Source organism: Pseudomonas aestuarii, assembly GCF_027988105.1.
Taxonomy (GTDB): domain Bacteria; phylum Pseudomonadota; class Gammaproteobacteria; order Pseudomonadales; family Pseudomonadaceae; genus Aquipseudomonas; species Aquipseudomonas aestuarii.
Genome location: NZ_JAQJZJ010000015.1, coordinates 12,331 through 26,596, shown reverse-complemented (window position 1 = coordinate 26,596; position 14,266 = coordinate 12,331). Strand labels below are relative to the sequence as shown.

Here is a 14,266-nt window from a genome sequence, read left to right as displayed (position 1 = left end):
GAAACAATGGAGCCCAGCACATGACCGTACCAAGCAACGCGCAGCGCCTCTGGATGTTCGAGCAGATGCTCGTCAGCCGCTACCTGGAGGAGTCCATCGAGCGCATCTACATGGAAGGCAAGACCCCGGTATTCAACATGGCCAACGGGCCGATCCCCGGCGAAATGCACCTATCCAACGGCCAGGAGCCCTGCGCGGTCGGCGTCTGCGCGCACCTGAATGCCGAGGACATCGTCACCGCCACCCATCGCCCGCACCACATTGCCGTGGCCAAGGGCGTGCATCTCAACGAGATGGTCGCCGAAATCTTCGGCAAGAAGACCGGCCTGTCTGGCGGGCGCGGCGGCCATATGCACCTGTTCGATGCCCGGGTGAATTTCTCCTGCTCGGGGATCATCGCCGAAGGCATGGGCCCGGCCGTGGGCGCGGCGCTGTCGCGCCAACTGCAGGGCAAGCCCGGCGTGGCGGTGGCCTTTATCGGCGAGGGCGCGGCCAATCAGGGCGCCTTCCACGAGACGCTGAACCTCGCCGCCCTGTGGAAGCTACCAGTGGTGTTCGTCATCGAGGACAACGCCTGGGGCATCTCGGTGGCCAAGCAGGCTTCCACCGCGATCGAGCGCAACTACCTGCGCGCGGCGGCCTACGGCATGCCCGGCGTGTTCGTCCCGGGCAACGACGCCGAGGCGATCTTCGCCGCCGCGTCCGATGCCATCGAGCGCGCCCGCGCCGGTGGCGGCCCGAGCCTGATCGAGATCGAGACCTCGCGCCTGGCTGGCCACTTCATGGGCGACGGCGAGCAGTACCGTCCCGCTGGCGAGAAGGAAGCGCTGCAGGCCAAGGACCCGATTCCCGCCTACCGCCAACGCCTGCTCGAACTGGGCGTGCTGGATGAGCGCGCTGCCGAGGCGATCGCCGCGCGCGCCCGCGGACGGGTCGAGGAGGCCGTGCTGTTCGCCCGCGAAAGCCCCTACCCGGCCCCCGAAGAAGCACTCGACTGCGTCTTCGTCTGAGCCCCATCGAATTGTCAGGAGTTCCAACATGAGCAGTCCAGTCAAGCAACGCAAACTCACCGTCGCCCGCGCCATGGCCGAGGCGGTGGCCCAGGAAATGCGCCTCGATCCCCGTGTGTTCGTGATGGGCGAGGACATCGGCCCGCTCGGCGGCGTATTCGGCAACACCCGCGGCCTGCATGAAGAGTTCGGCGGTGCGCGGGTACGCGACACGCCGATCTCCGAGACCGCCTTCATCGGTGCCGCGGTAGGCGCCGCCTCCGATGGCATGCGCCCGATCGTCGAGTTGATGTTCGTCGACTTCTTCGGCGTGTGCATGGACGCCATCTACAACCTGATGGCGAAGAACACCTACTTCTCCGGCGGCAAGGTCAGGGTGCCGATGGTGCTGATGGCCTCCACCGGTGCCGGCTATTCCGATGCCGGCCAGCACTCGCAATGCCTGTACGCCACCTTCGCCCACCTGCCGGGGATGAAAGTGGTGGTGCCGAGCAACGCCTATGACGCCAAGGGCCTGATGACCGCGGCGATCCGCGACGACAACCCGGTGATCTTCCTGTTCCACAAGGCACTGCAGGGCATGGGCTGGCTGGGCACCGAGAAAGGCGCCACGGTAGCGGTGCCGGAGGAACCCTACTGCCTGGAGATCGGCAAGGCCAAGACCGTGCGCGAGGGCTCGGACGTGTCCATCGTCAGCCTCGGCGTCGGCGTGCACCATGCCCTGCGCGCGGCCCAGCAGCTGGAAAAAGACGGCGTCAGCGCCGAGGTCATCGACCTGCGCAGCCTGGTACCACTGGACCGCGAACACGTGATCGCCTCGGTACGCAAAACCGGTCGGCTGATCGTGGTCGACGAGGACTACCACAGCTTCGGCGTCAGTGGCGAGATCATCGCCAGCGTGGTCGAGCACGACATCGGCATGCTCAAGGCGCGGCCGCAGCGGGTGGCCTTCCCCGACATTCCAATCCCCTTCACCCCGGTCATGGAGCAATGGGCCCTGCCCAATGCCGAGAAAATTGTGGCCGCCTACCAACAGATGCACGAGGAACAAAGCCGATGAGTACTCCCATCCTGATTGCAGACGACCTCTGGGACGGCGACGCCGAAGCGGTGATCACCTCTTGGCTGGTCAGTGACGGCGCCGAGGTCGGCCAGGGTGACCTGGTCGCCGAGATCATGTCCGAGAAGGCCCAGTTCGAGATCGAGGCGCCCTGCGCCGGGGTGCTGAAGATCCTCGAGGAAGAAGACGCGGTGATCGCCAAGGGCGCGACCATTGGCCTGGTGGAGTAGCCCATGAGCCATATGCAAACAGCCATTGCCGACGAGGGCAGCAGCATCCTGCCGCTCAAGGGCATGCGCAAGATGATCGCGGCGAAGATGCACGAAAGCCTGCAGAGCTCCGCCCAACTCTCCCACCACGCCGAGTGTGAACTGACTGCGCTGCAGGCGCGGCGCGCCCGTTTGAAAGCCGCCGGCAGCGCGGTGTCGTTGCAGGATCTGTTGCTGCACGAAATCGTCCAGACCCTGGGCGCGCACCCGAGCCTCAACGCCACCCTGCAGGACAACCAAATCACCCGTTACAGCGCGGTGCACCTGGGCCTGGCCATCCCGCTGCCCGGCGACCTGCTGGTGGCACCGGCACTGTTCGACGCCGACCAACTGGATGCCGAACAGCTTGCCGCCGCGCGCCGCGCCCTAGTCGACAAGGCTCAGGCCGGCAAGCTGTCGGTCAGGGAACTGACCGGTGCGACCATCACGGTATCCAACCTGGGCCTGTCGCGGGTACGCTTCTTTACCCCTATCCTCAATGTGCCGCAGGTGGCGATCATCGGCATTGGCGGCAGCCAGCGGCGTTTGCAGCGCGAGGCCGATGGCACGCTGGTGGAACGGGATTTCATGGGCTTGTCGCTGACCTTCGATCACCGTGCGGTGAACGGCGCACCAGCGGCGGACTTTCTCGATGATTTGTGCAGGCGACTGGAACACGACGAGGTGCCATGACAACCATACAGCGACTGCCGGTCGAAGCCGGCCTGGATGCAGAGCGGCAGTTGCTGGATCGGGTGCATGCTGGCGCCCTCGACTGCGGCCTGCTGTTCTGGCGGCCGCTGGATGCGGCGCTGGTGATGCCGCGCCGGCTCAATCGCCTGGACGGCTTCGCAGCCGCCCAGGCGGCCTGCGTAGCGCAGGGCTGGCCGGTGGCCCTGCGCGACACCGGCGGCGAGCCGGTGCCGCAGTCGTCGGCGGTGCTCAACGTGGCCCTGGCCTACGCGGTGCCGGCGAGCGACGACGAACAGAAACGCATCGAAACCGCCTACCTGCGCCTGTGCGAACCGCTGCTCGCCTGGCTGCGCGGTCTGGGCCTGGACCCCGGTCTGGGCGAAGTGGACGGCGCCTTCTGCGACGGCCGTTACAACATCACCCTGGAGCAACGCAAGCTGGCCGGCACCGCGCAACGCTGGCGGCGGCGACCGAGCGATGGCCGCCATGTGTGTCTAGCCCATGCCGCGGTGCTGCTGGAGAACCAGCGCCAGTCGATGGTCGAAGTGGTCAATAGCTTCTATGCCGGCTGCCAACTGCCGAGCCGTTGCCGGGTCGCCAGCCATGTGGCGCTGGACGAGTTGCTCGAGGATGTCTGGCCGGCTACCGATGGCCTGCTCGATTGCTACCGGCAGCAGCTTCAGACGGCGGGCCTGGTGCTCTCCACGTAGGGTGCGCGGGGCCGCCTAGGCCGTGCGCAGCATGCAATGTGCATTGGTGCGCACGGCCTGGGCGGCCCCAGGCCGACCTACAGAGGTATCCCGCTACCCCGCCACGGAGGAATGGCCGTGAGGCTCGCTCACTCCCATGCCTTCGGCGGCACTATGTTGTAGACCTTCATCCAGCGGTAGATGGTCGGCCGCGACAGCGACAGTTCGCGCGCCGCGGCGCTGACATTCCAGCGATGCCGGCGCAGGGTTGCCTCCAGCTGCGCAGCCGGATCGGTGCTCAGGGTACGGGCCTGTTCTGCCGGCGCGGACAGACGCGGCCCGGTGCTGGGCAGGCACTGTTCGGGCAGATCGTCGACGGTGATTTCGTCGCCTTCGCAGGTGGCCAGGGCGTACTGCAGCGCATTGCGCAGTTCGCGAATATTGCCCGGCCAGGCATAGCCCAGCAGCGCACTCATGGCATCGCCGCGCAGGCGCGGCGGACGCTGGCGTTGCTCGCTCAACTCCATGAACAATCGCTCGATCAGGTAACTCTTGTCGGCCCGCTCGCGCAGCGCCGGCAACTTCAGGGTGGCGCCGTTGAGGCGGTAGTAGAGATCCTCGCGAAACTGCCCGGCCTCGATCATCTGGCGAATGTCGCGGTGGCTGGCGGCGATCACCCGGATGTCCACTTTGATCGGCTTGTCCGCGCCCAGCGGCATCACTTCCTGCTCGGCCAGCACGCGCAGCAGGCGGGTCTGCAGGTGCAGCGGCATGTCGCCGATCTCGTCGAGAAACAGGGTGCCGCCATCGGCCTGCTGGATCAGCCCGCGCATGCCCTTGCCGCGCGCGCCGGTGAAGCTGCCCGGCTGGTAGCCGAACAGCTCGCTCTCGATCAGCGACTCGGGCATGGCCGCGCAATTGATCGCGACGAAGGCGGCCTGGCTGCGATTACCGCTCTCGTGCAGGGCACGGGCCAGCCGCTCCTTGCCGGTACCGGTCTCGCCATTGAGCAGGACGTTGAGGGGTTCGCTGCACAGGCGCTTGGCGCGGGCCAGCATCTTGCGCATCAAGGGGTCGTCGTCGGCCAGTTCGTCCAGGGCGCAACGTGGCAGTTCGCGGCTGCTGGCCAGCGCTTGCGCAGGTGCGCGACGTGGCTCCATCAGGGCGGCGAAATAGAGCGCATTCTGCCGGTGGGTACGGAAGGCTCGCACATGATCGGCACTGGCATAGGGAATATTGAAAACATCCTCCAGTTCGCAATCGAACAGCTGCTGCACGCCGATCTTGGGCGCCAGCGCCGAGGGCCGCAGCGGCAGCTCCAGGGCGCACTCGGCTAGCAGTTGCCGGCCGGCGGTGTTGGCCGCCAGCAGGCTGCCATCCTCGGCCATCGCCAGCAGGTAATGACGGTTGATCAGGACAAACTCGCGCGAGCTGTCCAGGCAGAGGATGTGCGTATCGCGGTAGCGCCTGAGGAAGTAGGCATCCTCAATCATCCGTGCGTACTGCTTGACCAGTTGCAGGGCAAAGGTCTGCGAGTCCTTCGAGGGCGGCGACTGCAGGGCAGAGATGTCCAGCACGGCGAGCAGTTGACCCTGGGGATTGAAGATCGGCACCGCGGTGCAGGTGAGGCTGACATGGTGGGCACTGAAGTGGTCATGGTGGTGACAGGTCAGCGCCTGCTGCTCCTTGATGCAGGTGCCCACCGCGCAAGTGCCGGCGTGATCCTCGCTCCAGTCGGCACCGAGGTAGAGGCCGGTCTTGCGGTGCGAGGCCTTGTCGTCCGGGTCGCCGAGAAATTGCACGGTGATCCCGCGGTTGTCGGTGAGCAGCACCACATAGCCCAGCTCGGCAATATGCCGGTACAGCTGTTCGACGCCGGCGCGGGCCACGTTGATCAGTTCATCGGCCTGATCCTGGTGATCGAGCAGCACCTGGCGCGGAACGAAACGCGGTGGAGCCGGTTTGGCCGGATCCAGGCCGTAGTCCTGGATGCAGCGTTGCCAGGAGCGCGAGATCAGCGGGTCGAAGCCTTGCCCCTGCGGGGCCAGTGCCGGGTCGGCGGCATGGGACAGGACAGTGTCGATATGCACACTGCTGGGCGGGATGATGCGCATGCAGCCTCCTCGGACGCGCGACGCACCCTGCTCAGGCAGCACGCGCTGACGATCTTGTTCTTGTTGCGCCCCGGCCTTCTCGCTGGCAAGCCGGGGCGCATCCGTCTATGGGCCTGAGTCTACTCCCCCTAGGCCTGCCCTGCGAAGCCTGTAATGCCTGTAACGACGGGCATTACAGCTGTAAGCGGCGTGACAGTCGGCGGCCTTCTGCAGGTCGCCAACATTCGATTTCACCTCAAAAAAATCATTACAAATCAATCGACTACGGTCGCAACCCAGCGACTTAAGGGGATTGGCATGGGTTCTGCCATCCAGTCTATGAGCCCGGCAACGGGCCCCATAACAACAAGACGAGGATTCAGCATGCCCGCCATTACCCCGATGCCTTTTACCGCTACCAACCGCCGCGCCGAGCGCCAGCCCTGGACATTGCCTTGCCGTCCCGGCTTGCCGCCGCGCCAGCAAGTGGCGCAGCGATCATCCCGCCGCTGACCCCTGCCCGCTTCGCACTATCCCAATCGACCCACATCTCAGGCGCGCGACCGCCTGCCAATCCCGTACCAGGAGTATCGCCATGACTTTCCGAGCCGCAACCCAGCTATTGCGCCGTTTCATTCTCACTCTCGCCGCTGCAGCGCTGTCACCATTGGCGCTGGCGGGCGGACTTCCCGGCATGCAAGGGCTGCAGCATATCGGCATCACCGCACCCAGCCTGCGTCAGGCGACGGATTTCTTCGTCGAGGTGCTCGGCTGCGAGCCCTACTTCACCTTCGGCGAGTTCAAGTTCGCCGACGACTGGATGGAGCGCCACCTGAACGTGCATCCACGCGCCGCGATCAAGGATTTCCAGATGGTCCGCTGCGGCAACGGCACCAACCTGGAAATCTTCGAGTACAGCGCGCCGGATCAGAATCGCCGGCTGCCGCGCAACAGCGACATCGGCGGCCACCATCTGGCGTTCTACGTGGACGACATGGATGCGGCGATCGCCTACCTGAAGTCGAAGCAGGTGCGGGTGCTCGATACGCCCAGCACCTTCAACGAAGGCCCGGCAGCCGGCCTGACTTGGGTGTACTTCCTGGCCCCCTGGGGTTTGCAGCTGGAACTGGTGAGCTTTCCGCGCGGCATGCAGTACGAGCAGGGGCTGGATCGGCTGCTGTGGGACCCACGTCATCCGCAGCAATAGCCCCGGCAGCCCTGCTGCTGGCAAGACGTGCACCACTCAAATAAAACAAAAAATCTAGGAAACAATATGCGACCAATCACTCCAATGCCGCTACGCCCTGGCGCCCGGCAAGGCGATGCGAAAGTCTGGATAGTTCTGTGGGGATTGCTGCTGTTAGGCGCGTTGCTGTCCTGGGGCCGACCCGCTCAGGCCCTGGACCTGGATGCCGGCGACTATGTACCGGCTGCCGCCGACACCACCCTGGGGCTGCTCTACCTGCAGTACGCGGAGCGCGACCAGCTCTACCGGGACGGCGACCAGCAGGCCGGCTCACCCGGGTTGGATTCGCAGATCGGCATCCTGCGGCTGGTGCACTACACCGATCTGGGCGGCTACCGCATCGCACCGCAGATCCTGCTGCCATTCGGCCGCCTTGACGGGCGTCACGATGGCGGCGCACTGGGCGATAGCAGCGGCCTGGCCGACCCGATCCTGGCGATGCCGATCTGGCTGCTCAACCAGCCGGAGAAACGCCGCTTCTTCGGCATCACGCCCTACCTGTTCCTCCCGCTCGGCAGCTACGACCACGACCGGGCGCTGAACCTCGGCGAGAATCGCTGGAAGTTCAACCTGCAGGCCGGCTATGTCACCGGGCTCGGCGACAAGCTGGCGCTGGACCTGGCGGCCGATGTGACCTTCTATGGGCGCAACCGCAGCTACGGCGCACACAAGTGGACCCATCGGCAGAAACCCAGCTACCAGTACCAGGGTTTTCTGCGCTATCCGCTGCGCGACAACCTCGACCTGCGTGTCGGCCTGTCGCACCAGAGCGGCGGCGAGAACCGCATGGAACAGAGCTGGCTGGACGACAACCAGCGCAGCAGCAAGTGGTCGGCGGGCTTCGCCTGGTTCTTCCTGCCCGGCACCCAGCTGGCGGCCACTGTCGGCCGGGATATCGCAGTGAAACACGGCTTTCGCGAGGACAGCCGGCTGAATATCCGCCTGCTGCAGGTGTTCTAAAGGGGGCGCTGTCGGCGGCCTGCGCGAGGCTGTTGCGGTCGCCGGCCGCTCAATCCCCCTTTACGCCACGACCTTGTTGGCTTTCAGTGCGGCGATCCGTGCGGTCGAGTAACCCAACTCGCGCAGCACCTCCTCGGTATGCGCCCCCAGCACTGCGCCCACATGCCGGGGCTCGGGCAACCCACCAGAGAACTTGATCGGGCAGGCGATCTGCCGCTGTGGATCCCTACCTGCACGCGGCACTGCGGCAACCAGCTGGCGCGCCTTGAGTTGCGGGTGCTCGACCGCCTCGCTCAGCGAGAGCATCGGCTCGACGCAGGCATCCAGAGCGGAAAATAACTGACTCCACTCGACAAAGTCGCGCTTCTCGAATTCGATCTCGATCTCGCGCTTGAGCGCCTGCTGATCCTCGGGCTCGGGCGACAGGCCGCGCGCCGCCAGTTCCGGGCGGCCGAGGGCCAAGCAGAACTGCTGCATGAATTGCGGTTCCAGGCTGCCGACCGAGAACCAGCGACCGTCGCGGGTGCGGTAGTAGTCGTAGAAACTGCCACCGTTGAGCACTTGATTTTCCATCTGCGGCTCGACCCCGGCAGCCAGGTAACCGGCGCCAGCCATCCCGTGCAGGGCGAAGGCACAATCGCTCATGCTGATATCGACATACTGCCCTTCGCCCGTGACCTGGCGCTGGATCACCGCCGCCAGCAGACCCATCACCCCATGCAGCGAACCGCCGGCAATATCCGCCAACTGCACACCCAACGGCAGTGGACCGCGGTCGCGGCGCCCGGTGTAGCTGGCGATGCCGGCCAGGGCCAGGTAGTTGATGTCGTGCCCGGCGCGATCCTTGTACGGCCCGGTCTGGCCGTAGCCGGTGATCGCCACATAGATCAGCCTGGGGTTGAACGCCTTGAGCGCCTCATAGCCAACCCCGAGCTTGTCCATCACCCCGGGACGGAACTGCTCCAGGACGATGTCGTACTCGGCCACCAACTGCTTGACCAGCGCCACCGCCTCGGCCTGCTTCAGATCCAGGGCGATGCAGCGCTTGTTGCGATTGAGGTAGGCATGGCTGGTCGAGACGCCATCGTCGTGCGGCGGCAGTACCCGGATCAGGTCGGTGCGTGTCGGCGACTCGATACGCAGCACCTCGGCCCCCATATCGGCCAGCAGCAACGAGGCAAACGGCCCCGGCAACAGGGTGGAGAAATCGAGGATCTTCAACGAGGACAACGGGCCTTTCATGACGGCTCCTTTTGTGCGGGATGGACAGCACCTGGTGATGCAAGCCCAGTAGCCCGGATGCAATCCGGGACGAATCGGCAGGCATCCCCGGCGTGCATCCGGACAGCGTTGGTGTCTTATTCAGAGTTGCATGCCGCGACTGATGATTTCTTTCATGATCTCCGAGGTGCCGGCGAAGATCCGCTGGATACGCGCGTTCGCGTACATCTTGCAGATCGGATATTCCCACATATAACCCCAGCCGCCGTGCAACTGCACGCCCTCGTCGACCACCTTGCCGAGCAGTTCGGTGGTGAACAGCTTGGCCTCGGCGGCCACCTCCGGGCTGAGTTTCTTCTCATTGTGGTCCGTCACGCAGCGGTCGACGAACACCTGGGCCACGTCGATCTGGGTGCGCATCTCGGCCAGCTTGAAGCGGGTGTTCTGGAAGTGCGAGATCGGCCGGTCGAAGGCCTTGCGCTCGCGCACATAATCGATGGTCACCTGCAGCGCCGCTTCGGCACCGGCCACCGCACCGCAGGCGTTGGTCAGGCGCTCCTGGGCAAGCATGTTCATCAGATAGTAGAAGCCAGCCGTGGCATCGCCCAGCAGGTTTTCCTTGGGCACCTTGACCTCGTTGAAGAACAGCTCGGCGGTATCCTGGCTCTTCATGCCGAGTTTTTCCAGGTTCTTGCCGCGCTCGAAGCCCTCCATGCCGCGCTCGACCAGAAACAGGCCCATGGCATGCTTGTTGGCCGGATCGGTCTTGGCCGCGACTATCACCAGATCGGCGAGCAGGCCGTTGGAGATGAACACCTTGGAGCCGTTGAGAACATAGTGGTCGCCCTTGTCCACCGCCGTGGTGCGCATGCCGGCCAGATCCGAGCCGGCGCTCGGCTCGGTCATGGCCACGGCGAGAATAGTCTCGCCCTTGATGATGCCGGGTAGCCAACGCGCCTTCTGCTCGGCGTTGCCGTATTCGGCGATATAGGGAGCACAGAGCGCCGAGTGCAGCGGCAGCATGAAGCCTGCCTCGTTAATCTTCGCCAGTTCCTCGGCCATGATCTGCTCGTAGCGAAAATCCTTGAGCGCGGAACCGCCGTATTGCTCATCGGCCCAGGGCAGCAGGAAGCCCATCTCGCCGGCCTTGCGCCATACCTCGCGACTGACCATGCCGGCCGCTTCCCAGTCGTCCTGATGGGGCAACACTTCCTTTTTCAGAAAGGCGCTGAAAGCGTCGCGAAATAGGTTGTGCTCGATTTCGAAGATAGTGCGCTGCATGCGGCGGTGCTCCCTGGCTGAAGTCGTCATGCAGGTTAGGCGCCGTGGCCCTATCGCCTCAATGACCCAAGCGCTCAGCCTCGGTTGACCCATTCGCTCGGTCGGCTTGTCCTCATCGCCCCCAGCTGCCTACCATCTACGCACTTTCAAGGAGCCCTCATGCGCGAACGTACCATCGCCAGCCACTTCGTCCGCGCCGCCCTGTGCGGTGCCGAGCGCCAGGGATACGACTGCTTGCCGCTGCTGCGCCAGGCCGGTATTCAGCCTGCCGTGCTGGAAGAGCCGCGGGCGCGGGTCGACCCGGAGCAATTCACCCGACTGCTGCAACTGTTGTGGGAATTCCTCGACGACGAATACCTGGGCTTCTGCCACCAGCCGAGCAAGCGCGGCACCTTCGCCATGATGTGTTACGCAATCATCCATTGCCGCACGCTGGAGAAGGCGCTGAGCCGCGGCGCCCTGTTCTATGGACTGTTCGCCGAGGCGCCGACCATCACCCTCAGCCGCGAAGGCGACTGGGCGCGCCTGTCGGTGGATGACTCGACCCTGTGGGACCCGGATCACTTCCTGGTGGAAAGCCTGCTGGTGATCTGGCACCGCCTCGCCAGCTGGCTGATCGGCCAGCGCATTCGCCTGGAAGCGACCAGCTTCGCCTATGCCGCCCCCGCCCACGCTGGCGAGTACGACCTGCTGTTCCCCGGTCCGCGCCATTTGGCCGCGCCCGGCACCAGCCTACTGTTCCATGCGCGTTACCTGAGCATGCCGCTGCTGCAGGACGAACGCTCGCTCAAGCAGTTCCTCGAACATTCACCGGCCGACCTGCTCGCCCGTCCGGATGGCGGCGACAGCCTGACCAGCAGGATCCGCCGCCTGCTCGGCCGCGACTGCAGCGACTGGCCAGACCTCGACACTGTCGCCCAGCAGCTGCACATGAGCCCGCAGACCCTGCGTCGGCATCTGCGCGAGGAAGGCTCGAGCTTTCAGGAGCTGAAGGATCACCTGCGCCGTGATTTGGCGATTTACCACCTGGGCCGCGATGATCTGCCGATTCAGGACATCGCCGAACAACTCGGTTTCTCCGAGCCGTCGGCGTTTCATCGTGCGTTTAAGAAGTGGACCGGATTAACGCCTGGGGCGTATCGGGCGCAAGAAGGTTAAGGCTACTTCACTGCTGTTACACGGCTCGCATTGAACACCTGCAACCATTGTTTCAGCTCAGCGATTGGCTTGGGCTTGCACAGCCAGTAACCCTGCAGCGTATCGCAGCCCTCTTGTTGCAACCGACGGGCTGTCTCGGCGTCCTCAATGCCCTCACCCACTACCCGGTAGCCGAGGCTGCACGCCATCTGAATGGTGGTAGACACAATCACGGCGGCGCTTTCGCTGACGCAGATATCATGAATCAGCGAGCGATCCAGCTTCAGCTCAAAGGCAGGCAGCTGCTTGAGATACGACAGCGAGGAATAGCCGCTGCCAAAATCATCGATGGATATAGGGTACCCTAGCTCGGCCAATACATTCAGCGCATGCAGGCTGCGGACAGGGTCCAGCATGGCTGCAGTTTCGGTGATTTCGAGGGTGACGGAGCACGCCTGCAGCCCATTGTGCTGAAGTGCCAATTCCAGCGTGCTGTGTAGCCCGGTAGATTCAAGATCGCGCGCCGAAATATTAATGGCGACGCTCAGCTCCGGGTAGTCCTTGTGTAGGTGCGCCAAATCATTCGTGGCCTGCCCGATGACCCATTGGGTCAGTTGAATGATGACGCCCGTTTCCTCAGCCAGGGGAATGAAATCAACCGGGTTCACCCACCCGCGTTCCTGATGGTGCCAACGAATCAAAGCCTCCACTCCAACAATATGCCCGGTCTTGAGATCCTGCTTGGGCTGGTAATAGAGCATGGTCTGGTTCTGTTGCAAGGCCTCCCGCAAATCCGCCATCAGCGTCAGTCGACTCTCGCTGTAGATATCGTGACGCTGGGAATATATGCCGGCTTCGTTAGAGCCCCGCGGGGTGACTTCCATGCCGACATGAGCATTGCGGATCATCTCGGCGGCAGATCGACCGTGCTCCGGGTAGCAGGCCGCGCCAAAGCGAGGGTTTAACTCAATCGCCAGGTGATCCAGCCATAGCGGTTCGGCCAATTGCCTTAGAGCGCTGTTGAGGGCCGAGAAATCGTTCCCGGCTTTATCCACGTCAATCAGCAAGCAGAAACAGTCGCTGGAAAGATGATAAACCCGCTCTTCCCGGCCCTGGTGATCCCGAATGGCTTGAACGATGGGTAAGCCGACTGCCAGCTCGACCATTTGCGCGGCCACTCGCTTCATTATCCATTCGCTCCTGGTCAGGCCAAGGGTGCGATTGATTTCATCTAGCCGCGTGATCCGGGCCACACCCACCATATAACGGCGGTGAGGGGCCTGCCGCAGTTGCTGATCCACCATCCACTCAAAACGGTTGCGATTGGGGAGCCCGGTCACAGGGTCGTGCGCCAGTGCATCAGTGAGCAGGTTCTGAGCCGCATTGCGAGACTGGGCCTCGCGCAGGCTGGCGGCCTGGGCAATGATCTTGTCTTCGCGCTCACGGTACAGCCGGTCCGCCAGTGCCACCGTCAGGATCAAGGCTTCGAGCCCTGAACCAATCTGCATGCCGTACTCGGTAAAAAAGTTCTCAGGAAAGAACCCGAGCGCCCTGCCGGATGTTGCCAACACCCCGATAGTCAAAGGCGTCCACGCCAGGGTAAAAAATGCCCCAGCGCGAATGCCTTCCATCCACACCACGGGACCGGCGACCAGCAGAAGCGAAAAAAACAACAGCGCGGAAAACGATGCCGCCTGGATGCCCGTGTGATAGTCGAGCAGAGGGGCCGAGAAGAGAAATAGCATCTCGAACACCATCATCCCAAGTAGCACTTTATCCAGCCGCGGGCTGTGAACCCTGGTGTTTAGGAACTCCCGGCAGAAAAGAAGTGAAAACAGCGCCAGGCCGGGTATCGACACCAGCAGCGCCTTGGCGTGCAGCTCTGGTAACTGGGGATAGAGGTGCTGGAAACTGAAGCCTTTGATGGAGGCGAAAAACAGCAAATACCCGAATATTGCAAGGGCATAGTAGAGATACAGTTTCTCGCGCAAGCTCAGGTAAACAGCGAGATTGATCAGGACAATGACCAGGATGCAGCCGTAGTAGAAAAAGTGCAGTTTTAGCTCATAGGCGGCGGTTTCAAAAAACGTCTGCTCGCGCCATATACGCAGCGGCACGATCATGGAACCGGCCGTCGCGACCCGAACATAGAACGTCTTCAATTCTTCAGGTGCCAGGGAAGCACGTAACAACATGCTCGGATGATCCACGTCACGTGGATAGAAAGGCCGGCCATCGCCGGTTTTCAGCTCTTTTACCTGAGCTCCACCCGCATACACATAGAAGACCACATCGTCCAACTGGGAATAGCCCAACTCGGCAATCAGGTTCAGGTTGAGCTGTGTCTGATTTCTGACTTCAAAGCGCAGCCAGTATGCCGACTCAGTGAGGCCGAAGGTGGCACTGCCATTGGGCACAAGCGTCCAGCGCTCAGCGGGCAAGGTCACCACTTGATCAATCGAGGCGTCGCCTGCGGCATCCTCCCAGAACTGGAAATGGGCTGGGATGCTTGATGCTGGAGTTATCTCAATCGGTTCTGGTTGCGCCAAAGCACTTAGGCTCAGACACGCAACTACTATGGCAGCCAGGATGTTAAACGCCCGGTTTAGATGCACGGAATGCTGTCTC

The 14,266-nt window shown here is 63.4% G+C and carries 12 protein-coding genes; 8 read left to right on the top strand and 4 right to left on the bottom strand.

Annotated elements, in window-relative coordinates; genetic code table 11:
- Positions 1 to 20 precede the first annotated feature (20 nt).
- From PH586_RS22205 to PH586_RS22185, 5 genes are read left to right on the top strand one after another with little or no spacing between them, the layout of a single operon-like run.
- Positions 21 to 1,010 (top strand): thiamine pyrophosphate-dependent dehydrogenase E1 component subunit alpha, encoded by a 990-nt coding sequence (locus tag PH586_RS22205; protein ID WP_271349989.1) that lies wholly within the window; start codon positions 21 to 23, stop codon positions 1,008 to 1,010.
- A gap of 28 nt (positions 1,011 to 1,038) precedes the next feature.
- Positions 1,039 to 2,070 (top strand): alpha-ketoacid dehydrogenase subunit beta, encoded by a 1,032-nt coding sequence (locus tag PH586_RS22200; RefSeq protein WP_271349988.1) that lies wholly within the window; start codon positions 1,039 to 1,041, stop codon positions 2,068 to 2,070.
- Positions 2,067 to 2,300 carry a lipoyl domain-containing protein gene (locus PH586_RS22195; RefSeq protein WP_271349987.1) on the top strand — a complete coding sequence of 78 codons (234 nt, stop codon included), beginning with the start codon at positions 2,067 to 2,069 and terminating at the stop codon, positions 2,298 to 2,300. Before PH586_RS22200 ends, PH586_RS22195 begins: the two co-directional genes overlap by 4 nt.
- Positions 2,301 to 2,303: 3 nt before the next feature.
- Positions 2,304 to 3,011, top strand: a complete 708-nt coding sequence (locus tag PH586_RS22190) for a 2-oxo acid dehydrogenase subunit E2 (protein ID WP_271349986.1) — start codon at positions 2,304 to 2,306, stop codon at positions 3,009 to 3,011.
- Entirely contained in the window at positions 3,008 to 3,721 is a 714-nt protein-coding gene (locus PH586_RS22185) for a lipoyl protein ligase domain-containing protein (protein ID WP_271349985.1), read from the top strand. The genes PH586_RS22190 and PH586_RS22185 overlap by 4 nt, the downstream gene beginning before the upstream one ends.
- A 128-nt stretch (positions 3,722 to 3,849) precedes the next feature.
- Here PH586_RS22185 and PH586_RS22180 read toward each other — a convergent pair whose 3' ends face one another.
- The gene (locus PH586_RS22180; RefSeq protein WP_271349984.1) at positions 3,850 to 5,814 is read right to left on the bottom strand and encodes a sigma-54-dependent Fis family transcriptional regulator; all 1,965 of its coding nucleotides are present in this window, start codon (positions 5,812 to 5,814) and stop codon (positions 3,850 to 3,852) included.
- A gap of 574 nt (positions 5,815 to 6,388) precedes the next feature.
- Here PH586_RS22180 and PH586_RS22175 point away from each other — a divergent pair.
- Positions 6,389 to 7,000 (top strand): VOC family protein, encoded by a 612-nt coding sequence (locus tag PH586_RS22175; protein ID WP_271349983.1) that lies wholly within the window; start codon positions 6,389 to 6,391, stop codon positions 6,998 to 7,000.
- 66 nt (positions 7,001 to 7,066) lie between these two features.
- Positions 7,067 to 7,999, top strand: a complete 933-nt coding sequence (locus tag PH586_RS22170; protein WP_271349982.1) for a transporter — start codon at positions 7,067 to 7,069, stop codon at positions 7,997 to 7,999.
- A gap of 60 nt (positions 8,000 to 8,059) precedes the next feature.
- On the opposite strand, the gene PH586_RS22165 is transcribed toward PH586_RS22170, so the two are convergent.
- Both PH586_RS22165 and PH586_RS22160 read right to left on the bottom strand, forming a co-directional pair.
- Positions 8,060 to 9,241 carry a CaiB/BaiF CoA transferase family protein gene (locus PH586_RS22165; RefSeq protein WP_271349981.1) on the bottom strand — a complete coding sequence of 394 codons (1,182 nt, stop codon included), beginning with the start codon at positions 9,239 to 9,241 and terminating at the stop codon, positions 8,060 to 8,062.
- Positions 9,242 to 9,361: 120 nt separating this feature from the next.
- The gene (locus PH586_RS22160) at positions 9,362 to 10,501 is read right to left on the bottom strand and encodes an acyl-CoA dehydrogenase family protein (protein WP_271349980.1); all 1,140 of its coding nucleotides are present in this window, start codon (positions 10,499 to 10,501) and stop codon (positions 9,362 to 9,364) included.
- 159 nt (positions 10,502 to 10,660) lie between these two features.
- Between PH586_RS22160 and PH586_RS22155 the strand changes: the two genes are divergently transcribed.
- Complete coding sequence (locus tag PH586_RS22155) at positions 10,661 to 11,659, top strand: AraC family transcriptional regulator (protein WP_271349979.1); 999 nt, start codon at positions 10,661 to 10,663, stop codon at positions 11,657 to 11,659.
- Between the two features lie 2 nt (positions 11,660 to 11,661).
- On the opposite strand, the gene PH586_RS22150 is transcribed toward PH586_RS22155, so the two are convergent.
- Positions 11,662 to 14,187, bottom strand: a complete 2,526-nt coding sequence (locus PH586_RS22150) for an EAL domain-containing protein (RefSeq protein ID WP_271349978.1) — start codon at positions 14,185 to 14,187, stop codon at positions 11,662 to 11,664.
- Positions 14,188 to 14,266: the final 79 nt, after the last annotated feature.

Excerpts from the sequence above, each read along its gene's own strand:
- PH586_RS22190 (WP_271349986.1), top strand. The coding sequence starts at position 2,304 with ATGAGCCATATGCAAACAGCCATTGCCGACGAGGGCAGCAGCATCCTG.
- PH586_RS22155 (WP_271349979.1), top strand. The coding sequence starts at position 10,661 with ATGCGCGAACGTACCATCGCCAGCCACTTCGTCCGCGCCGCCCTGTGC.
- PH586_RS22200 (WP_271349988.1), top strand. The coding sequence starts at position 1,039 with ATGAGCAGTCCAGTCAAGCAACGCAAACTCACCGTCGCCCGCGCCATG.
- PH586_RS22185 (WP_271349985.1), top strand. The coding sequence starts at position 3,008 with ATGACAACCATACAGCGACTGCCGGTCGAAGCCGGCCTGGATGCAGAG.
- PH586_RS22175 (WP_271349983.1), top strand. The coding sequence starts at position 6,389 with ATGACTTTCCGAGCCGCAACCCAGCTATTGCGCCGTTTCATTCTCACT.
- PH586_RS22205 (WP_271349989.1), top strand. The coding sequence starts at position 21 with ATGACCGTACCAAGCAACGCGCAGCGCCTCTGGATGTTCGAGCAGATG.
- PH586_RS22160 (WP_271349980.1), bottom strand. The coding sequence starts at position 10,501 with ATGCAGCGCACTATCTTCGAAATCGAGCACAACCTATTTCGCGACGCT.
- PH586_RS22170 (WP_271349982.1), top strand. The coding sequence starts at position 7,067 with ATGCGACCAATCACTCCAATGCCGCTACGCCCTGGCGCCCGGCAAGGC.
- PH586_RS22195 (WP_271349987.1), top strand. The coding sequence starts at position 2,067 with ATGAGTACTCCCATCCTGATTGCAGACGACCTCTGGGACGGCGACGCC.
- PH586_RS22165 (WP_271349981.1), bottom strand. The coding sequence starts at position 9,241 with ATGAAAGGCCCGTTGTCCTCGTTGAAGATCCTCGATTTCTCCACCCTG.
- PH586_RS22180 (WP_271349984.1), bottom strand. The coding sequence starts at position 5,814 with ATGCGCATCATCCCGCCCAGCAGTGTGCATATCGACACTGTCCTGTCC.